This is a genomic window from Ruegeria sp. BC2 (assembly GCF_056539245.1).
The window spans coordinates 245,079-268,564 of record NZ_JBQFUQ010000003.1 but is presented as its reverse complement, the minus strand read 5'-3'; the positions used below and the strand labels follow the sequence as shown (position 1 = coordinate 268,564).

The window sequence follows — 23,486 nt, the reverse complement described above, 5'->3', positions numbered from 1 at the left end:
CATCACCCGCTGCCGATCAATATCCCGGCTGCCAGCACCAGCGCTCCGCCCAAAACGACCTGAAAAGCGGCACGGAAGAACGGAGTTTCCATATAGCGGTTCTGAATCCACGCGATCGCCCACAATTCGAAAAACACCACGATGAATGCAATGATCGTGGCCGTCCAGAATTCCGGGATCAAATAGGGCAGGGCATGGCCCAATCCGCCGACCGTGGTCATCACGCCGGACGCCAAACCCCGCTTGACCGGTGATCCACGGCCCGACAACTCGCCATCGTCCGATGCCGCTTCGGTGAAGCCCATGGAAATACCTGCGCCCACTGACGCTGCAAGGCCCACAAGAAAGGTCGTCCAAGGGTCGTGCGTGGCAAAGGCCGTCGCGAAGATCGGCGCCAAGGTCGACACCGACCCGTCCATCAGCCCGGCCAATCCCGGCTGGACCCAGGTCAGGATGAATTGCCGGTGTGAAATCACCTTTTCGGCTTCTTTTTCATCGTGATCCAGGTGAGCTTCTTCCAATTCGGCGGCCGCGGCTTGATGCCCTGCTTCGGCCGCAGCCAGGTCGCCCAGAAGTTTGCGTGTTGCTGCATCGGTCGTGCGACCGGCAGCCGCCAGATAGAAGCGCTCCGCGTCGCGCTCCATCATCTCGGCTTCTTCGCGGATTCGCTCGATTCCAAGATTCTCGACCAGCCAGATCGGACGGCGGGCGTAGTAACCGGCGACGTGCTCGCGCCGGATCAGAGGGATCACCGCGCCGAACCGATCCTCGTGCAGAGCGATCAGGCGACGGCGGTGCTCGTCTTCCTCGGCAGCCATGCCATCGAAGATTTTGGCCGTCGCCGGATAGTCGGGGCGCAGCATCTCGGCATATGACCTATAGATCCGTGCGTCGTCTTCCTCGGACGAAATCGCAAGCGCGATGACTTCCTGCTCGGTCAGATCCCTGAAGTGTTTGCGCTGAGTGAAAAACCGCATAGCCACCCTCGTTTTAGAATTATTCTAATCTACGCCGCGTAACGGAACTTTCAAGCCGAATTGAAAACCGTTGAAACTGAACTGACTGGTTTATAGATTTGTCGCAGCACCCAGCCAAGGAGACACCATGACCCAAGCCGCAACCATCGTGCGTACCGGACGGAAATTCGACCAGGTTCTGAACGGCGCCCGAGAGGTTTTCATGGCGGATGGGTTTGAAGGCGCCAGCGTCGATGACATCGCGCGTGCGGCGGGTGTGTCGAAGGCGACGCTCTACAGCTATTTCCCAGACAAACGACTTCTGTTTTCCGAAGTGGCGCAGACCGAGTGTTGCCGCATGGCGGAAAACGTGCTGGCCATGATCGACGAAACCAAGCCGGTACGCGAGGCGTTGATGATCACGGCAACCCATCTGACTCGGTTTCTGGTTTCGGATTTTGCGCAACAGGTGTTCCGCATCTGCGTGGCCGAGCGTGACAGGTTCCCGGAATTGGGCAAGGCGTTCTACGAAGCCGGCCCCGCCAACGGTCAGCGCCAGATGGCCGAGTATCTGGAAAAAGCCGTGGCCAAAGGTGAGTTGGCGATTGACGACGTGCATTTTGCCGCCGAACAGTTCTCGGAATTGTGCAAGGTGCGCCTGTGGACGCTGGCGGCTTTGGGGATCCAAACCCGGTTCTCGGACGAGGAAATCGACGAAGTGGCCACCAACGCCGTTGACATGTTCATGGCGCGTTACGGCACTTGACGGACCGGCTCAGCCCGAAAGTCCAACCAGCGCCACGCCCCCCGCCATCAGGATGGCGGCCCCCAGCCTGCGCACCCAATAGCCTTCGTGCAGGAAGACGAACCCGATCAGGGCCGCAAAAATCACCGAGGTTTCCCGCAACGCCGAGACCGCCCCCAGCGGCGCGAAATTCTTGGCATAGAGCACCAGCCCATAAGCCAGCATCGACACGAAACCGCCCAGGATGCCGATCGCCCAGGTGCGCGCCGGAAGCTGTGTTAGAACCTGCCGCCGTCGCAGGCCCACGAATCCAGCAATGAACAGGTGCAGAAACGCCCCCCAAGCCCAGTAGCTTAGCGTGTTTCCAGACAGCCGCACCCCGATGCCGTCTACAACCGAATAGACCGAGATGCAAAGTCCGGTTCCCACCGCAAACCCCAGCGCCGCGCCGCCGACGCCTTGCCGGAGCGAGCTCCAACTGCTGAGTTGGATGCCGAACGCGATAAGGCCGATGCCGATCCAGGCTTGCAGGGGCAGAACCTCATCCAGCAACAGATAGGCCCAAAGCGCCACCAACGCCGGAACGATGCCTCGGGCGATCGGGTAGACCACGCTGAGGTCTCCATGCTGATAGGCTTTGCCCAGCATGAAGTAATATCCGAAATGCACCACGGTGGACAAAAGAATGTAGACAAAACTTTCACCCCCCGGAAAGGGCAGGACAAGGATCATGACGCTGGCCGGGATCACATGCCCGAAGGCCACAAGGCCCAGCGTCGTCGTCCGGTCGCCCGCGGTTTTGACGATGGCGTTCCAGACGGCGTGCAGGATGGCAGCCGACAGAATGATCGCGACGACGAATGGGCTCACCGGCGGTCCTCAGGTGATGGGGCGGCCCCAAGTAGGATCGGCCCGGCTGCAACTTTCTCGCACCGGGCTATCGCTAGGACAGCGTCGGTGGTCGAATCCGGTTACATCGGATTACCCGGCAGGCGCAAGGTTCCAAATTTTGGAACCGGAAACGCCCATAGTCGTGTTGAGGGTCTTACGCCGTTACACGTCGTCCGGCGCCGATGCCGGCGATCTTGTCCAACAGGTCGATGATTTCACTCGTTCCGCTGCCGCTCCGCAGGTTGGTGAATACGAATGGTCGATCGCCGCGCATCCGGGCCGCATCGCGCTGCATCACCGACAGGTCCGCTCCGACATGCGGAGCAAGGTCGATCTTGTTGATGATCAGGATGTCTGAACGGGTGATCGCGGGGCCACCCTTGCGGGGGATCTCTTCGCCCGCGGCCACGTCGATCACATAGATCGTCACATCCGCCAGTTCCGGGCTGAAGGTGGCCGACAGGTTGTCACCGCCAGATTCGATCAGAACGATCTCGACCTCGGGGTGACGGCGCACCATCTCGGCCACCGCGGCCAGATTGATCGAGGCATCCTCGCGGATCGCCGTATGCGGGCAGCCTCCGGTTTCCACCCCGATCACCCGGTCCTGCGGCAGGATCTGCATCCGCATCAGCGCCTCGGCGTCTTCCTGCGTGTAGATGTCATTGGTGATCACCCCGATCGAGTGGGTGTCGCGCAGCGCGCGGGCGAGGGCGGCGGTCAGGCTGGTCTTGCCTGCACCGACCGGTCCGCCGATCCCCACCCGCAGAGGGCCGTTCATGCTGCTCATGTGCGGAAAATCCTTGGCTGTTGGGTTTCATGTTGCATGGCCGCGATCTCGGCCAGAAAGGCGGTGCCGGACAGGGCCGACAGATCGGCCTCCACTGCCGCGTGCGCCTGAATTGCGCACAAGGGCGCCATGTCTCGGACCACCCCTTGCGCAGCGGTCTGGCCCAGGGGCATCAGCCGCTGCGCGGCCGAAACAAGATTGCTGATGAACGCATGCAGATACAGCCGCGCGGTTGGCTCCACCGGCAAATCGGCGTGGCGCGCGGCGCAGCCGACGGCAACGGGGTAGGTCAGATCCGCCAGTTCGATGCCCCAGACTGCAGCCGTCACACCGCAGAAGGCCGCGCCCTGTTGCGCGGTCTCGAACCTGCGCTCGAAGGGGCCGGCGAAGGCGCGGGCCATATCGTCAAGTTCGATCAAGGCCAGCTCGGATTTGGCGCGCCAAGCGGCGGTCAGAAACAGGGCATCCGACCATCCGGCACCGTGTTCCAGCACGTCCTGCAGCCAGTCCCGCAGGCTGGCCGCATCGTGCACCGCGCCCGTTTGAACCAGTCGTTCCAGCCCATGCGAATAGGCAAAAGCCCCCACCGGGTAGGCGGGTGACAGCCATTGCGTCAGCGTCAGCAGATCAAGGTCAGTGGCTGTGGCCATGCGTCCGTCCGTGCCCATAGGCGCCGCCTTCGGGGCTGAAGGGTGCGCGGATGTCCTGGACCGTCGCGCCAAGCTTCAGCAGCATGTCGCGGATCACATGGTCGCGGCGGATCATCAGGCGGGCGGGCTCGATCTGGCAGGGAGTGTGACGGTTGCCGATATGCCAGGCCAGCCGGGTCAGATCGGGGCCAGTGACGGCGAACAGATCCTCTTCGGCGGCGACCACCTCGATCAGGCGGCCATCGGCCAGTTCGAACGCATCCCCCCCGTCCAGCGAGGTCGTCTGCGACAGATCCACCAGGAACTCTTCATTCTGTGCGGTGCGCAGCATCCGGCGGCGCAGAAAGCGGTCTTCGTAGTTTAGCGTCACGGTGCCATGGGTTTCGTCCCACTGCCCGTTGCGGCGGATTTTCTGTGATGTGGCAAGCATCAGGGCGTCCCTTCTCAGAACAGGAAATAGCGTTGCGCCATGGGCAGGGTTTCGGCGGGCTGGCAAGTCAGCAATTCGCCGTCGGCGCGCACCTCGTAGGTTTCGGGGTTCACCTCGATCTCGGGCAGGGCATCGTTCAGCCGCAGGTCGCGCTTGCCGATCGCGCGTGTGTTGCGCACGGCTACGGTCTGCTTGGCCAGGCCAAGACGCGCGGCGATGCCGTCCTCCTGCGCGGCTTCCGATACGAAGGTCGCCGCGCTCTGTTCGACCGAGCGGCCATAGGCCCCCCACATCGGCCGGGAATAGACCGGCTGCGGCGTGGGGATCGAGGCGTTCGGGTCGCCCATCTGCGCACAGGCGATGGTGCCGCCCAACAGCACCATCTCGGGCTTCACGCCGAAAAAAGCGGGGCTCCACAGCACCAGATCGGCGCGTTTGCCCTCCTCGATGCTGCCGATATGGGTGCCAAGCCCGTGCGCAATGGCCGGGTTGATCGTGTATTTCGCGATATAACGGCGCACGCGGAAATTGTCGTTTTCGCCTGTTTCCTCCGGCAGGCGCCCGCGTTGTTTCTTCATCTTGTCGGCGGTCTGCCAGGTGCGGATCAGCACTTCTCCCACGCGGCCCATCGCCTGGCTGTCGGAGGCGATGATGCTGAAGGCGCCCATGTCGTGCAGAATGTCCTCGGCCGCGATGGTCTCGCGCCGGATGCGGCTTTCGGCAAAGGCCACGTCCTCGGGGATGGATTTGTCGAGGTGATGGCAGACCATCAGCATGTCCAGATGCTCTTCGACCGTGTTCACGGTAAAAGGCCGGGTCGGGTTGGTCGAGGAGGGCAGCACATGCGCCTCGCCGCAGATCTTGATGATGTCGGGGGCGTGGCCGCCGCCCGCGCCCTCGGTATGGAAGGCGTGGATCGTGCGGCCTTTCATGGCGGCCACGGTGTTTTCGACGAAGCCGCTTTCGTTCAGCGTGTCGGTGTGGATCATCACCTGCACGTCCATCTCGTCGGCCACCGACAGGCAGCAATCGATGGCCGCCGGGGTGGTGCCCCAGTCCTCGTGCAGTTTCAGGGCGCTGGCCCCGGCCAGGACCTGTTCGCGCAGGGCCGCCGGTTGCGATGCGTTGCCCTTGCCCGCAAAGGCCAGATTCATCGGAAAGGCATCCGCCGCCTGCAGCATGCGCCCGATATGCCAGGGGCCGGGCGTGCAGGTGGTGGCCAGCGTGCCATGCGCCGGGCCGGTGCCGCCGCCCAGCATGGTGGTCAGGCCGGAATGCAGCGCATCGTCGATCTGTTGCGGGCAGATGAAATGGATGTGGCTGTCGAACCCTCCGGCGGTCAGGATGCGGCCCTCGCCGGCGATGGCCTCGGTGCCGGGGCCGACGATGATATCCACGCCGGGCTGCGTGTCGGGGTTGCCCGCCTTGCCGATCCGGGCGATGCGCCCGTCCTTCAGGCCTACGTCCGCCTTGTAGATACCCGTGTGGTCAACGATCAGCGCATTGGTGATCACGGTGTCCACCGCCCCTTCGGCGCGAGTGGCCTGTGACTGGCCCATGCCGTCGCGGATCACCTTGCCGCCACCGAACTTGACCTCTTCGCCATAGGTGGTCAGGTCGCGCTCGACCTCGATGATCAGGTCGGTATCAGCCAACCGCACCTTGTCGCCCGTGGTGGGGCCGTACATGGCGGCATAGTCTGTACGTTTGATCCGGGCTGGCATCAGAGGTCTCCCATGACTGCGCCGTTGAACCCGAAGACACGCCGCGCGCCGGCGATCGGGATCAGCTGCACCTCGCGCCGCTGACCGGGTTCGAACCGCACGGCGGTGCCGGCGGCGATGTCCAGCCGCATGCCGTGGGCGGCGGCTCGGTCGAAATCCAGCGCCGGGTTGGTTTCGGCGAAATGATAGTGCGAGCCCACCTGCACGGGCCGATCACCGGTATTGGCCACCATCAGGGTGATTGGTGCCGCGCCCGCGTTCAGCTCGATTTCTCCGGGTGTGGTGATGACCTCTCCGGGGATCATTTGCGCGCCTTCAGCCAGAATGCGACGCCGCCGATCGCCAGCAGCAGGACCAGCGCCAGCCAGGTGCCCGAGTCATGCGGGTGCAGGTGCGGCCCGTCATGCGCCAGCGCGGGCGCGGCCATCAGGGCGAAGGGCAGGGAAGCCAGGTGTTTCATCGTCATCTCCTTCAGCGGATGGGGTTGTGGACGGTGACCAGCTTGGTGCCGTCGGGGAACGTCGCCTCGACCTGCACCTCGTGGATCATCTCGGGGATGCCGTCCATGCACTGGTCGCGGGTGATGACCTGTGCGCCGGCCTCCATCATGTCGGCGACCGAGCGGCCGTCGCGGGCGCCCTCGACCACGGCATCGGTGATCAGCGCGATGGCCTCGGGGTAGTTCAGGCGCACGCCCCGGGCCAGGCGCTTGCGCGCCACCTCGGCGGCCATGGCGATCAGTAGTTTGTCTTTTTCACGCGGCGAGAGTTGCATGTCAGATCATCCAGGGTCTTGGTAGGGAGTTGCGGGTCAGCCGGTTCAGGATCGGCACAAGGGTCTGGCGCAGCGCGAAACCGTCGGGCGCCAGCAGGCGTATCAACAGCATGTCCTCACCCACAAGGCTGACGCCGCCGGTCTCAGGCAAGGCCGCGCGGATCGGGTCCAGATGCGCGGCGGCATCCGGGCGGATCAGTATCAGGCTGCTGAGCGCGCCCGCGCCGTCACCAACGCCGGGCCGGGCCATTTCCGCCGCCAGATCACCGGTCAGACGCAGCGCGTCCAGATGGGCCAGCCGACCCGCGCGCCAGATTTCGATGCGGTCTTGGAATTTGGCCGATGTGACTTGCTCGCCCATCGCGGCACGGCCGAAGATCAGGGATTCCACCAGCAGCAGGCCGGCATCGGGAGCCAGATCGACACGAAGGCGGCGGTCGATCGCGCAACCATCGAAAAGGATCGTTTCCTGCGGTAGCCAGTTCAACTGGCCGCCTGCCGCCACGGTCAGATGTGTCCGAATACGGCCCGGAACTGCTCCGGACGCGCGATAAGCCCGCTCGGCCGCCTGCGTGGTCAGGGTCAGATGTGCATCTGCCAGAGCGGTGGCGGAAAGGTCAAAACTGTCTCCGCCGGTGACGCCGCCGGCGGTGTTGATCAGCACCGCCTGCATGCCCGCGCCATCGCGCCGAGGAAACAGCAGCTTCAGCGACCCCTGCTGGCGTAGGTCTTGCAACTTGGTTCGGCCCGCGCGGCCAACTACGGACACAACACCCCGCCCGACAGCACGGGGGGGCGTGGCGATCGCTTGCGCGGCAGTTATTGCGGACAAAGAGGTAATTGGTGGCTCCGGGCGAAAGGACTGTCGGATGCGAAAGCACCACAGCCTTTTCCTGGAGTCAGTGCAGCCCGGCAGAGGCAATTGGTTGAGAAAACTCGTTCGCCCCATTTCTGAGCATTTTTTCCCCTAACGCCTGAAAAATAAGCATCCCGCCAATGCGCGTGATAATCCGGCCTTCGGCCACAAACCAAAAAGAAAAGGGCGGCCAGATTGGCCGCCCGATCCGATGTCTGTCGTCGGTCAGAGCGTGATGCGGAAAGCCGCGAAACCGTCGGCCCCGTCGCCCGCGTCTTCCAGCGCCAACCCTTTGACGTCGCTTATGTAATCGCGGGCCTTGGGACCGGTTTCAAACAGAACGGTGGTCTCGCCCAGCGGCGCGAAGGACCAGTTGCCGTCGGCCTTGGGGTCGATCGTGCCCTGTTCGACGATATAGCGCACAATCACGTCGCGGTTGGTGTCGGGGGCCTCGAACACGATGGTGTCGCCCATCGCCCCCGGGAACGATCCGCCGCCCGAAGCGCGGTAGTTGTTGGTGGCGATGATGAATTCCATGTCGTCGGTCACCGGGCCACCGTTGAACTGCAGGTTCACGATGCGCGCCGCGTCGGGGTTGATCTCTTCACCTTTCGGGCCAAAACGCGAGGGCTGAGACAGGTCGATCTGATAGGTCACACCGTCGATCACGTCGAAATTGTAGGAGGGGAATTCGGGATTCAGCAGCAGCGCATCCTTGGCGCCCGGCTCGATCTGGTTGAACATCCCGGCCGAACGCTCCAACCAGCCGCGCAGTTGCGCGCCGTTCACGCGAACCGCGCGCACGGTGTTGGGGTAGAGATACAGATCGGCCACGTTCTTGATCGCCACATCGCCCACCGGCACGTCGGTATAGTATTCCGGGCCACCCCGGCCACCGGCCTTGAAGGGTGCCGCGGCCGACAGGATGGGCAGGCCTTCATGCTCGGTGCCTTTCAGCATCTCTTCGACATACCATTTCTGCGCGATCGACACGATCTGGACCGACGGATCATCGGCCACCAGCGCGAAATAGCTGTGCAGCGGGGCCGAGGTCTTGCCCACCGCGCGGCGCACATAGGCCAGCGTTTCCTCGTGATCCTGCGCGACCGAGGCCAGCACCTTTGGGTCGTCCTCGACCAGCGCAGTGATCGAGCGGTCTTCGTTGCGCTTCGAGATCGGCCGCGCCTCGGAGGTGGTGGTGACCACGCGCCATTCGTTGCCGTCGCGTTCCAGCAACAGGTCGAGCACGCCCAGATGCGACCCCCAGAACCCGCCCATGACGGCCGGCTTGCCCATCAGCGTGCCCTTGTCCACGTCAACTCCGGCACGGTCGGCGAAGGTGGGCGAGGGGAAGACCAGGTGGTTGTGCCCGGTCACCAGCGCGTCGATGCCATCGACCCCGGCCAGCGGAACCGAGGCGTTCTCCATCCCGTCCGCGTGATCGGCCGCGCCGATGCCCGAATGCGACAGGGCCAGGATCAGATCGCAGCCTTGCTCTTTCATCTCGGGCACATAGGCTTTGGCGGTCTCGACGATGTCGCGGGCCTGCACGTTGCCTTCCAGGTGGCGGCGGTCCCAGTTCATGATCTGCGGCGGGGTGAAGCCGATGACGCCGATGCGGATCGGCTGCTTGCTGCCATCGCCCAGCTCGATCTCGCGATCGAGGATGACATAGGGCTGCACCAACGTCTTGTCCGCGCGCGGATTGGCGCCCTGTTCCTTGGCGATATTGGCCAGCACGATCGGGAACTGCGCCCCGGCTAGCGATTTTTCCAGAAAGCTCAGACCATAGTTGAACTCGTGGTTGCCCAGCGTCGCGGCATCATAGCCCAACGTGTTGAACGCATTGATGATCGGGTGGGTGTCGCCGTCGTTCATGCCACGCTCGTAGGCGATGTAGTCGCCCATCGGGTTGCCCTGAAGAAAGTCGCCATTGTCGACCAGCATCGAGTTGGTGGCCTCGGCCCGGATCTGGTTTATGATCGAGGCCGCGCGCGACAGCCCCACCGTATCGCGCGGCTTGTCGGCGTAGTAGTCATAGGGAAAGACGTGAACGTGAATGTCGGTCGTTTCCATGATCCGCAGATGCGCCTGGTTGCTTGCGGCGGCGGCGGAGAACGGGTGCAGGGAAACCATGGCGACGCCGGCCGTGGTGGTGGCCAGAAATTGACGCCGCGACATCGCGAATTTGCTGGATAGGGTCATGAGGCACCTCTCGAAATAAATTGGTCGACGCATCATCTGAACGTTTATGACGACAATGATGTGACAGCGCGGCCCGAGGGGATCACCCGGCGCGCCGATGGTTCAGACTGACCGCTTTTGACACCCGAGTAAAGCGTCCTCCCGGCCATTGACCCGCGCTTGGGCCATGCGGCGCCCAAGGTGCTGTTGGGCGGGCCCGGGCTGGGGAGCCCGGGCCGCGGCCTCAGTCCTTTTTCACGTCACCGGCAAACCGCGCGGCGTTTTCCCGCGCAAAGGCGCTGGCATCAGCCGTGGCATCCCAGAACTGCGGATTGGCCTTGGGAATGGTCAGCGCCTTCTGCACTGCGGGGCGGGCATCGATGCGGTCGAACCATGCGTTCAGATGCGGAAGGTCATCGACCTGAACCCGCGCCCAGACATAGGCCCGCGCCCAAGGGTACAGCATCATGTCCGCGATCGTGTATTGCCCTGCCGCAATCCAGTCACGCCCATTCAGGCGATCATTCATCACCTCCATAAGGCGGCGGCTTTCGTCCACGTAGCGGCGGATCGAGAACGGTTCGGTATGGCCATTGGGGGCGGCAATGTGCTGGAAATACATGGCCTGGCCCATCATCGGACCCACATGCCCGACCTGGAACAGCATCCACTGCATCACCTCGGACTGCTGCACCGGATCTGAGGGCAGGAACTGACCGTATTTCTGCGCGAGGTGCCACAGGATTGCGCCGCTTTCGAAAATCGCGCGACCTTCGGCCCGGTCCTCGATCACCGGGATCTTCCCGTTGGGGTTCAGCGACAAGAACGCCGGCGTCTTTTGTTCCTGTTTGGAAAAGTCGATGGGGGTCAGGTCGTAGGGTACGCCTGCCTCTTCCAGGAAGATCACCGGTTTGTAGCCATTCATCGTGGCCGCGGTGTAGAGATGAATGTCAGGCTGCGACATGCGCGATCTCCTCGAAATGCTGTTTCAGATGTGCGTCGAACCGCTGGAAATCCTGTTCGATCCGGGGGTTCTTCATCACGTCGAAAGCCGCGAAGGTAGGCAGGGGCTGCATCGCCAGAAACTTGGCGTTCAGGTGCATGGGCCACAGCAGGTCATCGACGCTGGCCCCGGCAAAGAACGGCTCGGTCGGGTTGTCGAACGCCTCGCGCGGAGCGTTGAAGGTGACCGACAGCATGTATTTCGTTCCATGCAGAAGGCCACCGGTGCCGTAATTGGCCTCGGGCGCCTCGGCGGTCCGGCCATCGCCGGCCAGCAACCGGCCGTCCATGCCCGCGGTATAGACCTCGTCGAGATACTTCTTGAACACCCACGGTACGCCCATCCAATTCACCGGAAATTGCATGATGACCACATCCGCCCAGACATGGGCGTCGATCTCGGCATTGATGTCGTATTCTTCGGCAACCGTGGTCACGCGCACCTCGTGGCCCATGCCGGTCAGCGCGTACTGCGCGCGTTGTACCAGCGACGCATTCAGGCGGCCAGGTGCGAACTCGTAAGGCTGCGTACCGTTCACGATCAGGATCTTGCTCATGTCCATATCCTTGGTTTTGAAACTGCTTGCCCCTTGACTTCGACCGGGGTGAAACCGAACTTGAGAACGGTAGTGATGAATTGCAACCAGTTTACTTTTTGTAACCTAATACTGGACTGGAGAAGGCGATGCGTGCCCGTATCGAACAGGACGACCAAGGCAAGCGGCAAGCGGTGGATGCGTGCCGCGAACCATGCCCCATTGAACGCGGCATGCGGATCATCGGCGGCAAGTGGACCGGTTCGATCCTATGGCACCTCAAGGATGGGCCGGTGCGATTCAATGACTTGGCCCGGATGATCGGTGGCGCCAGCAAAAAGATGATCGCCGAACGCTTGCGCCAATTGGAGCAACAGGGCCTGGTGCACCGCCAAGTGCTCGAAACCTCACCGGTTTCGGTGCAGTACTCCGTGACCGACCGTGGACGCACCGCGCTGGGTTTTCTGGACGAGCTGCGGAAGTGGAGTGAGACCTTGCCGGATACGCGCGCCTGACTCGTCAGCGGTCCTTCTGCAGCGGCCCCGTGGTTTCCCGTGCGATGAACCGGGCTGAAACTTCGGACACGATTACCGGCATGTCAGGGTCTTTTATCCTGTCCAGCAGAGTACGTGCGAGCTTGCGGCCCAACCGCTTTGGCGAAACCGCCATGGTACTGAGCGCGGGAATTGCGACCGAGGCATCCTCGGTATCGTCAAATCCAACAATCGAAACATCCCGCCCCGGCTGCAACCCAGCCCGCATCAGGCCGAAACACGCCCCCAAAGCGACCATGTCGCCATTGCAGACCACCGCCGTGACCTCAGGATGGGCGTCGTGCAATTTCAGCATCTCCTGCATACCCGCACGCTTGGTGTCAGGTGAGGGCCAGATGATCGGCGGCCCCAAAGACAAGTCCTGCAGCGTACGCTCATACCCGGCTATGCGCTGCTTTCGAACGGGGTTCATGCCGATGCCGCCGAAGAATGCGATGTGCCTGTGCCCCAGTTCCGCCAGGTGATTGGTCGCGGTCGCGGTCGCTTCGGCATTTCTGATGCCCACATGATCAAAATCAGGGCTGACATGGCGCAGAAAGGTCACCGTGGGCAAACCATGCGTGCGCAAGAGTTGAAGGGTTTCTGCGGTGGTCTCCAGCGCAGGCACCCACAGCAGGCCGCCGCGCCCGTTGCGGATGAAATCCCGCAATTGCTTGCCCTGCCGGTCCGCGTCGTCGCGTGTGTCCAAGATCGAAACCAGATACCCCTCAGCCTCCAGCAACTCGACCGCGCCGCTGACGACCTCGGCATTGAACGGGTTTGCGAACTGGTTCAGAACGAATCCGATTTCCCGGTTCTCGCCTGATCGCATCGACGCCGCCCGCGAGTCCGTGACATAGTGCAAGGCCTCGGCCGCCTGCAGCACTTTCTTACGGGTCTGCTCGGAAATCCGCCCAGTGCCGCGCATCACCTGGCTGACCGTCGGGATCGAGACTCCGGCGGCTTTGGCGACACTGGCGAGGGTGGGTTTGGCGGGCATTTCTCGGACTTCTGATATATCGTTGCATCATCAAAATGCCCAACTCACTAGGGCATTGCAACGAGCAATTCCCACAACTTACTAAAGTTCGGGCCAATCGATTGGAAAATATTCATTGACGGAAGATATATCGTTATACCATGCTAATGACATCGCCTGGGGTGAGTCGCCACACGACAAGCACAGCAAACCGACCCCACCGGGCAGAACGGGCAAAAGGCCCAATCGAAACTCTGGGAGGAGTCCATGTCAATTCAATCCAAGCTGGTCGGTGCCGCATCCGGCCTTGTTCTGGCCCTGGTCACAAACGTGGCGCAGGCCGAGGTTCTGTTCTGGTCGACACAGGCCAAGCCGGTCGAAGAGGCGCAGGCCATGCGCGAGCAGGTTCTTTCAGGCTTCGAGGGTGGCGTGGACTACCAGCCCAATGACGGCGGCCCCTGGCTGACGCGTCTGCAGGCCGAATTGCAGGCCGGTTCGGGCACGATCGGCGTGCTGGGCGCGCTGCATGGCGACTTCTCGGCCATGAACCCCGACGATCTGGTCGACCTGGATGATCTTGGAATCGCCTCGGCCTCGGACACGTTCAACGAGCTGGCGACGCTGGGAGCAGGCAGCCTGCAATACATCCCCTGGATGCAGGCCAGCTATATCATGGCGGCCAACAAAGAGGCGCTGCAGTACCTGCCCGAAGGCGCCGACATCAATGCGCTGACCTATGATCAGCTGATCGAATGGGCCGCCAACGCGCATGAGGCTGCGGGCGAGCCGAAATTCGGCTTTCCGGCCGGGCCCAAGGGCCTGAAGCACCGCTTCTTCCAGGGCTATCTGTATCCGTCCTATACGAACGGCGTGGTGCGGACCTTTGCCAGCGACGATGCCGTGACCGCGTGGGAAAAATTCCGCGAGCTGTGGACGCATACCAACCCGGCCTCGACCAACTTCTCGTTCATGCAGGAACAGCTGTTGTCGGGCGATGCCTGGATCGTGTTCGACCACACCTCGCGTCTGGCGCAGGCCTTCAACGAACGGCCTGATGACTTCGTGGCCTTCCCGGCCCCGGCGGGCCCGACCGGGCGCGGCTTCATGCCGGTTCTGGCTGGTGTTGCGATCCCCAAAACCGCACCGGACATGGAAGCGTCCAAAGCTCTGGTCGCCTACATGATGAAGCCGGAAACCCAGATCGCCACGCTGCGTGCCACCAACTTCTTCCCGGTCGTCGCGGTTGACCTGCCCGACGACCTGCCGCCAGCCGTAAAAGCCGCAGGCGACGCGGTCGCCAAGATGAGTGGCTCGGCCGATGCCAACCCCGGGCTGCTGCCCGCGGGACTGGGCGACAAGGGCGGTGACTTCAACCGCGTCTATACAGATGCGTTCGAGCGGATCGTACTGGGTGGTCAGGACATCCGCACCGTGCTGGACGATCAGAAAGGCGCATTGGAGGCGATCATGCAGGAGACCGGCGCGCCCTGCTGGGCTCCGGATGCACCCTCGGACGGTCCGTGCCCTGTCGAATAAGGGTCTGACCTGATCCTCGCACCGGGCCTGATGCAGGCCCGGTGTCCCCCCCGAACTCTCTGCCCGAAACCACCGGAACTTCCGCAAGGAAAGGAGCGATCTGATGAACGCTCGTGTGTTGCCCTATGTGCTGATCCTGCCCGTGACGGCGTTTCTGTGCCTGTTCTTTCTGTATCCTTTCGTCCTGGTCGCCAAGCAGGCTTTCAACACCGGCGACGGATTCACGCTGGACAATTTCCGGCAGGTGGTCGGGTACTGGAAATTCCCGATCTCGCTGCAGAATACGCTGCTGCTGGCGGCGGCGGTGGTTCCGGTGCAACTGGCGCTGGCGCTGCTGATGGCCACGATGGTCAACAAGATGCAGCGAGGGCGCGACCTGGTGCTGTATGTCTGGACCATCCCACTGGGTATCTCGGATCTGGCCGCGGGCATCATCTGGCTGGCGATCTTCGAACAGTCGGGCTTCCTGAACTCCATGCTTTCTGGGCTGGGCGTAGTGGACCGGCCGGTGAATTTCCTCAGCTATCAGCACCCCGGCGTGGTGTTCCTGGCCATCGCCCTGGCCGAGATCTGGCGCGCCACCGCGATCATGCTGGTCATCCTGGTCGCAGGGATCGGCCTGATCCCCAAGGAATATTACGAGGCGGCCGAGGTCTTTGGCGCCTCGCCCTGGAAACGCTTCACCCGCATCACGCTGCCGCTGCTGCGCCCGTCGCTGCAAACGGCACTGGTGCTGCGCGTGATCCTGGCCTTCGAGGTCTTCGCCGTGGTGCTGGCCCTGGGCGGCACCCTGTTCCCCGTCCTCATGAGCGAAACCTACGCCTATCAGTTCGACCTGCTTGACAGCGGCGCGGCGGCGGCGATGGCGCTGATCATCCTCGCCATCTCGATCGGGTTCACCCTGATCATACTGCGCGCCCTGCGTGTCCCGAAAGGAGCCACGATATGACAACCGTCACGACCGATGTCGCCGCGCCCGATACACGCCGGGCCGGACGCTATGTCTACATCGCCGCGGTGGTGCTGCTGTGCGCCTGGGTGCTGGTGCCGCTGTATTTCCTGCTGATCAACACGCTGTCCTCGCCGGAAACGGTGAACAGTTTTCCCAAGCCCTTCATCCCCGAATTCGACCTGGGCAGCCTGGGGTTCTTTGCAGGTTTCGCGGGCATCCTGACCGCACTCAAGAACTCGATCCTGGTGGCGGGTCTGACGATGATCATGTCGATCCTGATCGGCGCGCCGGCGGGCTATGCCCTGTCACGTTTCGATTTTCGCGGGAAAGAGGCGTTTCGCCTGCTGATCCTGCTGACCCGCGCCTTTCCGCTGCCGCTTCTGGCGCTGCCCTTGGCGGTGATGTTCATCCAGACCGGGCTGGATGACACGGTTTTCGGCCTGTCGCTGGTGCACACCACGTTGGCCATCCCGTTTGCGGTGCTGATCACGTTCTCGCTATTTTCCGGCATCCCGCTGGAACTGGAAGAGGCCGCCTGGACGCTGGGCTGCACCCGGCTGACCGCCTTCACCAAGGTGGTGCTGCCACTGATCCTGCCGGGGATCACGGCCTCGGCCATCTTCGCCTTCGTGATCTCGTGGAACGAGGTGTTCGCCGCCGCCGTCCTGACGATCGAGAACCGGACCCTGACGGCCTTTTTGCTGCAGAACCTCGACACCTCGCCGCTGCATCTGAAATTCGCGGGCGGTTTCATTCTGGTCGTGCCGGCACTGATCTTCATCTTCGCCGTGCGCAAATACCTGTTCGCCATGTGGGGCATCGCCAACCGCTGACAGCCCCAAGGAGTTGGAATAATGGCAGAAATTCAAATCAAGAATGTCGCGAAACGCTTTGGCAGCTACCAGGCGCTGCACGACATCAACCTGACCATCCAGGACCAGGAATTCATGGTTCTGCTGGGGGCCTCGGGCTGCGGCAAGACCACGCTGCTGCGGATCATCGCCGGGCTCGAGACCGCGACCGAGGGCGAGGTCTGGATCGGCGGGCGCCGGGTGGATCACCTGCCGCCCAAGGATCGGGGCATCGCCATGGTGTTCCAGAACTATGCCGTATTCCCGCATCTGACCGTGTTCGAAAACATCGGGTTCGGCCTGCGGATGCAGAAACTGCCCAATGACGAGGTCAAGCGCCGGGTCGAGCGCACGGCGGGTCTGATGCATATCGACCAACTGCTGGGGCGCTATTCGGGCGAGCTGTCCGGCGGTCAGCGCCAGCGCGTCGCCGTGGCCCGCGCCCTGGCGATGGAGCCCGACGTGATCCTGATGGACGAGCCCCTGTCGAACCTGGACGCGCTGCTGCGGATGGAGATGCGGGCCGAGCTCAAAGGCGTTCTGGCCGAAAGCAACACCACCGCCATCTATGTCACCCACGACCAGGTCGAAGCCATGAGCATGGCCGACCGGATCAGCGTGATGCATCAGGGCAAGATCGTTCAGGCGGCCTCGCCGATCGAGGTCTACCGCAACCCGGCGGCCGAGTTCGTGGCCGGGTTCATCGGCAATCCGCCGATGAACTTCCTGCCCGCCACTCCGACCAGAGACGGCAAGTGGACCGTCGCGGGCCAGATCCTCGACGGGCCGTCCCGAACCACGCCGCTGCATTTCGCCATCCGCCCCGAGGATCTGCGCCCGGCCGACACGGGCCTTGCCGCCACAGTCAAGGTCGTCGAACCGCTGGGCGCGCACCTTCTGGTCACCTGCAGCGTGGATGGCGCCCTGTTCCGCGCGGTTTTGGACAGCGATCTGACCGTCCGCCGCGGCGACACCCTGACCCTGGCCCCGCAGCCCGACCGGGTGCGCTGGTTCGACCCCGAAACAACCCTGGCCGTGGCCTGAGGAGCGCGCAATGAAACAGGATCTGATCGAACAGGCCCGCGCCGTTCTGGCCCGAAACGACCGGGGCGACTACACGGTGCCCACCCACGGCCTCTATCCGTTCCAGTGGAACTGGGACAGCGCGCTCAGCGCCCTTGGGTTCTCGCATTTCGACGAGGCCCGCGCCTGGCGCGAGATCGAGACCTTGTTCCGGCATCAGTGGGATGACGGCATGGTGCCGCATATCATCTTCCACGAGATGAATGACGGCTATTTCCCAGGGCCGGATGTCTGGGCCACGGGCCACGCGGTTCCCACCTCGGGCATCACGCAGCCGGCGGTGGCCGGGTTCGCCGTGCGGCGGATCCATGCGCGGGCCAAAAACCGGGCGCTGGCCGATGCGCAGGCCCGCGCCCTGCTGCCCAGGATCCACGCCTGGCACCAATGGTTCTATACCAACCGCGACCCGCAGGGCACCGGTCTGGTCGCCATCATCCACCCGTGGGAATCGGGGCGCGACAACTCGGTCGATTGGGACGCAGCGCTGGCCCGGGTCCCGACCGAGGGCGTGGCCCCGTTCCAGCGTCGCGACGTGGCCCATGCCAACCCGGCGCACAGGCCGACCGATGAAGAATACCGCCGCTATATCTGGCTGGTGCAACATTTCCGCGGCCTTGGCTGGGACAATTCCAAGCTGCATGACGCCTCGCCGTTCCGGGTCGTGGACCCGGGATTCAATGCAATCCTGATCCGCTCGTGCCTTGATCTTGCCGCGCTGGCCGAAGACCTGGGCGAAGCCGAGATCGCCAGCGCCTCGCGCGCCTGTGCGCAGGCGGGGATCGCGGCGATGGACGCCCTGTGGAGCGAGACCCGCGGGCAATATCTGTGCCTTGATCGGGTCACCGGGGCGCTGATCGACAGCCCTTCGATCGGCGGCTTGCTGGCGGCGTTCTGTCCCATCCCCGAGCACCGCGCGCAGGCCATCGCCCAGCGGTTGGAAGCCATCGGTGCCACGGTCCCGTTTCTGGTGCCCAGCCACGACCCGGCGGCCCCCGAATACGACGGACTGAGGTATTGGCGTGGCCCGGTCTGGTTGATCGTGAACTACATGATCGCCGATGGGCTGAAACGCGCGGGCAAGAGCCGGATCGTGCAGCGGATCGTCGACGACAGCCTGCGCCTGATCGAGCAAAGCGGCTTTGCCGAGTACTACGACCCGGTCACCGCCGAACCCTGCGGCGGCGGCAGCTTTACCTGGACGGCCGCGATGGTGATCGAGATCCTGAACGCGGAAACCACCCCAGCATGAGCGGCGCGGCACCGGTCCCCACTCAACGGGCACGGGCCTGACCGATGGCGGGGCCGTCCATTCTTTCCGCCCCCGGTCAGGCGGACTGGGTCGAGCAAGCCCTTCTTGCGGAATTGCGAACAACCGCGCCGCAAGGGGTCAATGCCAGCATCACGCTGATTGCGCAGGACGGTGCGGGCCGGGTGGGCGGCCTGCATGGCGCAACCTCCTATGGGTGGCTGCTGATTAAGACCTTATGGATCGACCCGGCCCATCGACGCCGCGGCTTGGGCCGGCAGTTGCTGGACCACGCCTTTGCCGAGGCGCGCCGGCGCGGGTGTCATTCTGCGTGGCTGGACACATCCAACCCGGCCGCCGCGCGGTTCTATGAGGCTTTGGGCTTCGAGCCCTTTGGTCACCTGGCCAACACGCCCACGCAAAGCCCGCCCGGACATTGCCGCTGGTTCTTGTGGCGCCCCTTGCCGTAGCTGTGGCCATGCCACCCTCAGAACCGTTTGGCCGGGTCGAACACCTGCTGCCACCGCTTTGCATAGCGGGATCTATCAGCCTTGGGCGCAAGGGCAGGAACCACCGGCGGTGTACCCGCCAGAACCGCCTCGATCGAATTGCGCCATGCCTTGGGATCGGACCCGCACGGGATCACACCGCTTGCCCCGATCCGGTCACGCAGACCGTCGACCATGCTGACGATGACCGGACGCCGCGCCGCGCGCGCCTCATCCGCCACCAACCCGTAGGCCTCCCACCGCGAGGGCATCGCCACCACGTCCACGGCCCGATAGGCTTCGGCCGGGTCGTCGGCGTGGCCCCGAAACTCGATCCGCCGGTCACCTGCGGCCAAGGCTGCAAGGCGGTCGCGCTGGCTGCCTTCACCAAAGATCACAAGCCGTGCATCGGGGTTGGGGCACATGCGAAATCCTTCGATCAGCAGATCGAAGCCTTTCTGCGGCTCGAGCCGTCCGATCGCACCGATGACCCGGGCCGCCTCGACCGGCCCGGCTGCGCGCGCAACTGCGCTCAGGTCAACCTGCGGCGAGATCACGCTCAGCTTGGATGCGGGCGCCAACCGACGTTCCGCCATCCAACCGGCCTGCGCCTTGCTGACGGCGATGACCTGATCGAACAACGAATAGGTCACGCGCAGCATCGCAAAGAACCGCCGCTTGTGCGGCACGTTCAAGGCGGTGAAAGACCGAGTATAGCTGTGTTCGACATGCACCAACCGCGTGGTGGGATGCATCGCCCGCAAGGCCGAGAAGGCCGGGAGGCAACGCCAGCCGGGGGCGATGTGGCACACGATGACATCCGCGTCGAAACTGCCCCAGCTGAAGGCGGTCCGCTTGACCGGGCGAACCTTTTGGTGGACTTCGTCGGCCAGTTCGGGCAGCTGCGAAAGATGGTCGAGCATACGCATGACCCCACCGGCCGTGGTGTCATCAACAAGATGAAGAACGGTGATCTTGGACATTTGGAAACCTCGGTTCAGATGGAAGTCTGGCGGCGCAAGAGGCGACCGGCTTGAACAACAGGCGCTGGCCCGACCGCGCGCAGGGCTGCGGCCGCGATGATGGTGGTCAACGTTTTGGCGGGTTCTTCGATCACGGGCAGGGCGCTGGTTGAAACCGACCGCTGCGCAAGCTCCCAAGCCTTGTGCGCATCCAGATTGCTGACCGCGCGGCGCGCAAGATAGCGCAGCTGATAGGCGCGCGCCGCCGCCTCGTGCCGGGCAAAAAATTCGGGGTTCAGCGGACGCAGCTTGTCAACCATCCGCTCCCACGCTTGCAACTGCCGGTCCAAGGCCGCCGACAGGCCGGTCGCATGGATCCGGTAGCGGGTCAGCAACCCCGGTACGCCTCCGATTTGCCAATCCGTCGTCAGCATCAGCCGCAGCCAGCATTCGATGTCCTCGGACTGGCGAAAGGTTTCGTCAAAGACCCAGTCGCGCTTGGTTTCGAACGCCGGTCGGTAGGCCAGATCGAGCAAGGCGGATTTGCGCATCACCGCTGCTGATCCATTGCCGATCGGGTTGCGTTTCAGGACATGTGCCGCCGTCACGTCCCGCAGGCGCGGCGACTGGCGGACGCGCATCAACCGACCACCCTCGTCGACCATGGCACTGCCGGAATAGCTGATCGCAACGTCGGGTTCGGCCTGCAGGTGGCGCACATGGGTGGCCAGCTTTTCGGGCAGCCACAGATCGTCGGCGTCGCAAAAGCCAACGAACTCTCCCCGCGCGGCCGCGATGCCGGTATTGCGCGCCCCGGCGAGGCCGCGGTTTTCCTGCCGGATCACCCGCACTTTTGGGTCGGTCGCATGGGCGCGGGCAATGGCGGGTGTTTCGTCCTGCGAGCCGTCATCCACGATGATGATTTCGAAATCATCATGGGTCTGCGACAGAAGCGAGGCCAGAGTCTCGGCCAGGGTCGCGGCGGTGTTGTAGGCGGGAACGATGATGGATGCCTGGGGCATTTTGGGTCTCCTGGTTGGGATCAGCGGGCAAACAGCGCTTGACGGATCGGGCGGGGCAGGGCGGGGGCCAGTGCCGCGCCAAGTGCAGTGGGTACACCGCGGCGGATTGGGTTGAGAAAGCTGCGCGCGCTCAGCGCCAGTCCGGCGCGGGCATAGGCGCGGGCCATCGACGGTTCCGCGCCCAGACGCAGCGCGCGCCGGGCCAGATACCGCAAATAGATCGCCTCGGACGCGGGCGACGGCGCGACGCCGTAGCGGGCCGCCGTTGCAACCGCCCGTGCGCGCCCGGCCCGCATCGCCTCGAGGTCCGAAGACAGACCGCTGCCGCTGGTCCGGTACCAGACCTGCAGGCGATCAACCCCGGTGATCACGTGGCCTTCGCCCGCCAAGCGGATCAGCAGCTCGAGATCTTCGTTGTGGACCGCTGCCGGGCTCAACCCGCCGACGGCAGCGAACACCTGGCGGCGCACTGCAAGGTTCGACATCGTGCACACCGCATTTTCCGCCAGCAGGTCCGGAATGGTCAGGGGATCGGTGGGAACCGTCGAGCGCGTCGGACAATCGCCGGGGGTTTCGGAAAAGAACCCGATCTGGCCAAAGGCCGCATCAATGCTGGTATCCGCAAACAACCGGTCCAGTTGGGCCAGCTTGTGGGTGACCCACAGGTCATCCGCGTCGCAGAACGCGAGGATGTCGCCCGAGGCCACTGCCGCACCATGGTTGCGCGCAGAGCTGGGACCGCGATTAGGATTGGCCTCAACCCGCACCCGGGTGTCCCGCGCGCAGAATTGCCGGACAGCTTCGGTCGTCTGGCGCGAGGGCTTGTCTCCCACGCAGATGAGTTCGAAATCCGAAAAGCTCTGCCCAAGTAGGCTGTTCAGGGTGGCGACAATGGTTGCCGCGTCATTGTGGAAGGGAACGATGATGGAAAACCGGGTCATTGGGCGCGTGCCTCGTGGGTGATTGCAGAACCCCGCGGCAGCAGCGCCCAGGATGCGGCCAGCATGATGGCGGTGCAGGTGCAGACATACCCGACGGCGACGGGCATCAGGCCCAGCGGCGCCATCAGGGCGGTATTCGCGATCAGGCCCACGGCCAGAACCGTGCTGACCCGCAATTCCGTGACGGGGCGGTTTTCCGACCGCAGCCATCCGGCGACCGCCGACCAGATCACCGTCGGCAGGGCCGCCAGGCACAGAACCGACACCACCGGGGCGATCTCGGCCCAGCCCTGTCCCAGAAGCAGCGGCACATAGACCGGGGCCAATGCCGCCTGCAGCAAAACCAGCGGCGTCAGGATCAGCAGCGACAGGCCCAGCCCGTGGCGCAGCGCCCCATGCTTGTCCTCGGCCGCGCACAGATGCGGGAACAGAACGACCGAGAAGGCTTGCGTGAACGAAGTGGCCAGCCCAAGCCCCGCATTGAAAGCCATGAAATAGATGCCAAGCGCCTCTGCGCCCATCATCGCGCCCACCACCAGCTTGTCTGCCTGCAGGCGCAGAACCTTGACCAGTTCGACGCCCAGAACGGCCCAGCCGTAGACCACGAAAGGTTTCAAGGCTGCAAACCCGGCCTGACGATCAGGCGACCACCGACGCAGGCGGCGCATCAGCACCAGCCAGACAGGTGCAGTCAGCAGGCGCGGAAGGACCAGCGCCAGGGGCGAAGCCCAGACCACCGCCAGCAGCGCCGTCAGGGCGTTGGCCCCCACGACTTGCCCGCCGGCGATCGCGGCGGTCTGCTGCAGCTTGCCCTCGCGCATTGCCAGTGCGGCCTGAACCAGGCCCGCCGGCATGAACAGGTATTCCCCGGCCAGCACCGCCAGCAGCATCGCCAGCATGGTGTGGCCCATGATGAACAGCGCCGCCGCGACCGCCAGTTGCAGCAAGCACAGCCCCGCGCACCAGACCCAGAAGATGCGGTGCGCCGTGTTGCACCGCCGCGCCAACTCCTCGGACGGAGCCTGAATGATACGCTGGTTCACCCCATTCTCGGTCAGCGCCTTGAGGATGTCGCCCGCCGCCAGAGCTGCTGCGGCCAGACCGATCGCTTCGGGGCTGAGGGTACGGGCAACGGCCACCACGACGACCAGGCGCGACGCCTTGGCCGCCACTTCGGAAGCGGTGTAGGCCAAAAGATGCTGTAGGAACCCTGATCGTGCAAAGCTGTGCGTCATGACGCCGTTATCCCGAAAAACAGTTGTTGGTTCTGTTGTACGGGTGGCCAGGGTCTGTGTCCCGGACGCGGTCGGACGGGGCAGGGGACCGTTCGGAGAGGGACCTATCCGAATGGGACA

26 protein-coding genes are annotated in these 23,486 nt (G+C 63.8%); 8 read left to right on the top strand and 18 right to left on the bottom strand.

What is annotated here, in order from left to right:
* Nucleotides 1-2 precede the first annotated feature (2 nt).
* Entirely contained in the window at nucleotides 3-977 is a 975-nt protein-coding gene (gene mbfA, locus ACR0CU_RS14470; RefSeq protein WP_170359475.1) for an iron exporter MbfA, read from the bottom strand.
* A 127-nt stretch (nucleotides 978-1,104) separates the two neighbouring features.
* On the opposite strand from mbfA, the gene ACR0CU_RS14465 reads away from it, so the two are divergent.
* Complete coding sequence (locus ACR0CU_RS14465) at nucleotides 1,105-1,722, top strand: TetR/AcrR family transcriptional regulator (RefSeq protein WP_170435732.1); 618 nt, start codon at nucleotides 1,105-1,107, stop codon at nucleotides 1,720-1,722.
* A gap of 9 nt (nucleotides 1,723-1,731) precedes the next feature.
* On the opposite strand, the gene ACR0CU_RS14460 is transcribed toward ACR0CU_RS14465, so the two are convergent.
* From ACR0CU_RS14460 to ACR0CU_RS14405, 12 genes are all read right to left on the bottom strand, one after another.
* Nucleotides 1,732-2,571, bottom strand: a complete 840-nt coding sequence (locus ACR0CU_RS14460; RefSeq protein ID WP_170341536.1) for an EamA family transporter — start codon at nucleotides 2,569-2,571, stop codon at nucleotides 1,732-1,734.
* Between the two features lie 175 nt (nucleotides 2,572-2,746).
* Entirely contained in the window at nucleotides 2,747-3,382 is a 636-nt protein-coding gene (ureG, locus tag ACR0CU_RS14455; RefSeq protein WP_170371723.1) for an urease accessory protein UreG, read from the bottom strand.
* Nucleotides 3,379-4,032 (bottom strand): urease accessory protein UreF, encoded by a 654-nt coding sequence (locus ACR0CU_RS14450; protein WP_254429014.1) that lies wholly within the window; start codon nucleotides 4,030-4,032, stop codon nucleotides 3,379-3,381. The genes ureG and ACR0CU_RS14450 overlap by 4 nt, the downstream gene beginning before the upstream one ends.
* Nucleotides 4,016-4,462: an urease accessory protein UreE gene (locus ACR0CU_RS14445; protein WP_170359485.1), complete on the bottom strand. Its 447-nt coding sequence runs from the start codon at nucleotides 4,460-4,462 to the stop codon at nucleotides 4,016-4,018. Before ACR0CU_RS14445 ends, ACR0CU_RS14450 begins: the two co-directional genes overlap by 17 nt.
* A 14-nt stretch (nucleotides 4,463-4,476) precedes the next feature.
* Complete coding sequence (gene ureC, locus ACR0CU_RS14440; RefSeq protein ID WP_170448103.1) at nucleotides 4,477-6,186, bottom strand: urease subunit alpha; 1,710 nt, start codon at nucleotides 6,184-6,186, stop codon at nucleotides 4,477-4,479.
* Nucleotides 6,186-6,491 (bottom strand): urease subunit beta, encoded by a 306-nt coding sequence (locus ACR0CU_RS14435; RefSeq protein ID WP_170448101.1) that lies wholly within the window; start codon nucleotides 6,489-6,491, stop codon nucleotides 6,186-6,188. The genes ureC and ACR0CU_RS14435 overlap by 1 nt, the downstream gene beginning before the upstream one ends.
* Nucleotides 6,488-6,646, bottom strand: a complete 159-nt coding sequence (locus ACR0CU_RS14430) for a hypothetical protein (protein WP_170448099.1) — start codon at nucleotides 6,644-6,646, stop codon at nucleotides 6,488-6,490. Before ACR0CU_RS14430 ends, ACR0CU_RS14435 begins: the two co-directional genes overlap by 4 nt.
* A gap of 11 nt (nucleotides 6,647-6,657) precedes the next feature.
* On the bottom strand, nucleotides 6,658-6,960 hold the full coding sequence (locus tag ACR0CU_RS14425) for an urease subunit gamma (protein ID WP_005976933.1): 303 nt from the start codon (nucleotides 6,958-6,960) through the stop codon (nucleotides 6,658-6,660).
* Between the two features lies 1 nt (nucleotide 6,961).
* Nucleotides 6,962-7,696, bottom strand: a complete 735-nt coding sequence (locus ACR0CU_RS14420) for an urease accessory protein UreD (RefSeq protein WP_217356855.1) — start codon at nucleotides 7,694-7,696, stop codon at nucleotides 6,962-6,964.
* 345 nt (nucleotides 7,697-8,041) lie between these two features.
* On the bottom strand, nucleotides 8,042-10,021 hold the full coding sequence (locus ACR0CU_RS14415; protein ID WP_437436495.1) for a bifunctional 2',3'-cyclic-nucleotide 2'-phosphodiesterase/3'-nucleotidase: 1,980 nt from the start codon (nucleotides 10,019-10,021) through the stop codon (nucleotides 8,042-8,044).
* 223 nt (nucleotides 10,022-10,244) lie between these two features.
* Nucleotides 10,245-10,964 (bottom strand): glutathione S-transferase family protein, encoded by a 720-nt coding sequence (locus ACR0CU_RS14410; RefSeq protein WP_170341559.1) that lies wholly within the window; start codon nucleotides 10,962-10,964, stop codon nucleotides 10,245-10,247.
* The gene (locus ACR0CU_RS14405; protein ID WP_170448091.1) at nucleotides 10,951-11,559 is read right to left on the bottom strand and encodes an NAD(P)H-dependent oxidoreductase; all 609 of its coding nucleotides are present in this window, start codon (nucleotides 11,557-11,559) and stop codon (nucleotides 10,951-10,953) included. Before ACR0CU_RS14405 ends, ACR0CU_RS14410 begins: the two co-directional genes overlap by 14 nt.
* A 128-nt stretch (nucleotides 11,560-11,687) precedes the next feature.
* On the opposite strand from ACR0CU_RS14405, the gene ACR0CU_RS14400 reads away from it, so the two are divergent.
* Nucleotides 11,688-12,053, top strand: coding sequence for a winged helix-turn-helix transcriptional regulator (locus ACR0CU_RS14400; RefSeq protein WP_170448088.1), 366 nt, complete (start codon nucleotides 11,688-11,690; stop codon nucleotides 12,051-12,053).
* A gap of 4 nt (nucleotides 12,054-12,057) precedes the next feature.
* Here the strand turns inward: ACR0CU_RS14400 and ACR0CU_RS14395 are convergent, their stop codons facing one another.
* Complete coding sequence (locus ACR0CU_RS14395) at nucleotides 12,058-13,071, bottom strand: LacI family DNA-binding transcriptional regulator (RefSeq protein ID WP_170365805.1); 1,014 nt, start codon at nucleotides 13,069-13,071, stop codon at nucleotides 12,058-12,060.
* 246 nt (nucleotides 13,072-13,317) lie between these two features.
* Between ACR0CU_RS14395 and ACR0CU_RS14390 the strand changes: the two genes are divergently transcribed.
* The 6 genes from ACR0CU_RS14390 (at nucleotide 13,318) to ACR0CU_RS14365 (ending at nucleotide 19,188) form a co-directional block, all read left to right on the top strand.
* The gene (locus tag ACR0CU_RS14390; protein WP_170359495.1) at nucleotides 13,318-14,586 is read left to right on the top strand and encodes an ABC transporter substrate-binding protein; all 1,269 of its coding nucleotides are present in this window, start codon (nucleotides 13,318-13,320) and stop codon (nucleotides 14,584-14,586) included.
* Between the two features lie 103 nt (nucleotides 14,587-14,689).
* Entirely contained in the window at nucleotides 14,690-15,535 is an 846-nt protein-coding gene (locus ACR0CU_RS14385; protein ID WP_170341551.1) for a carbohydrate ABC transporter permease, read from the top strand.
* On the top strand, nucleotides 15,532-16,371 hold the full coding sequence (locus ACR0CU_RS14380; protein WP_170341552.1) for a carbohydrate ABC transporter permease: 840 nt from the start codon (nucleotides 15,532-15,534) through the stop codon (nucleotides 16,369-16,371). The genes ACR0CU_RS14385 and ACR0CU_RS14380 overlap by 4 nt, the downstream gene beginning before the upstream one ends.
* 21 nt (nucleotides 16,372-16,392) lie before the next feature.
* The gene (locus ACR0CU_RS14375; protein ID WP_170341571.1) at nucleotides 16,393-17,433 is read left to right on the top strand and encodes an ABC transporter ATP-binding protein; all 1,041 of its coding nucleotides are present in this window, start codon (nucleotides 16,393-16,395) and stop codon (nucleotides 17,431-17,433) included.
* A gap of 10 nt (nucleotides 17,434-17,443) precedes the next feature.
* The gene (locus ACR0CU_RS14370; RefSeq protein ID WP_170448086.1) at nucleotides 17,444-18,721 is read left to right on the top strand and encodes an amylo-alpha-1,6-glucosidase; all 1,278 of its coding nucleotides are present in this window, start codon (nucleotides 17,444-17,446) and stop codon (nucleotides 18,719-18,721) included.
* Nucleotides 18,722-18,765: 44 nt separating this feature from the next.
* Nucleotides 18,766-19,188: a GNAT family N-acetyltransferase gene (locus ACR0CU_RS14365; RefSeq protein ID WP_170448084.1), complete on the top strand. Its 423-nt coding sequence runs from the start codon at nucleotides 18,766-18,768 to the stop codon at nucleotides 19,186-19,188.
* A 17-nt stretch (nucleotides 19,189-19,205) separates the two neighbouring features.
* On the opposite strand, the gene ACR0CU_RS14360 is transcribed toward ACR0CU_RS14365, so the two are convergent.
* The 4 genes from ACR0CU_RS14360 to ACR0CU_RS14345 are packed head-to-tail and all read right to left on the bottom strand — an operon-like array spanning nucleotide 19,206 to nucleotide 23,366.
* Nucleotides 19,206-20,189: a glycosyltransferase family 4 protein gene (locus tag ACR0CU_RS14360; protein ID WP_170448082.1), complete on the bottom strand. Its 984-nt coding sequence runs from the start codon at nucleotides 20,187-20,189 to the stop codon at nucleotides 19,206-19,208.
* Between the two features lie 14 nt (nucleotides 20,190-20,203).
* Entirely contained in the window at nucleotides 20,204-21,190 is a 987-nt protein-coding gene (locus ACR0CU_RS14355) for a glycosyltransferase family 2 protein (protein WP_170448079.1), read from the bottom strand.
* A 20-nt stretch (nucleotides 21,191-21,210) separates the two neighbouring features.
* Nucleotides 21,211-22,131 carry a glycosyltransferase family 2 protein gene (locus ACR0CU_RS14350; RefSeq protein ID WP_170448076.1) on the bottom strand — a complete coding sequence of 307 codons (921 nt, stop codon included), beginning with the start codon at nucleotides 22,129-22,131 and terminating at the stop codon, nucleotides 21,211-21,213.
* On the bottom strand, nucleotides 22,128-23,366 hold the full coding sequence (locus tag ACR0CU_RS14345) for an oligosaccharide flippase family protein (protein WP_170448074.1): 1,239 nt from the start codon (nucleotides 23,364-23,366) through the stop codon (nucleotides 22,128-22,130). Before ACR0CU_RS14345 ends, ACR0CU_RS14350 begins: the two co-directional genes overlap by 4 nt.
* Nucleotides 23,367-23,486 lie beyond the last annotated feature (120 nt).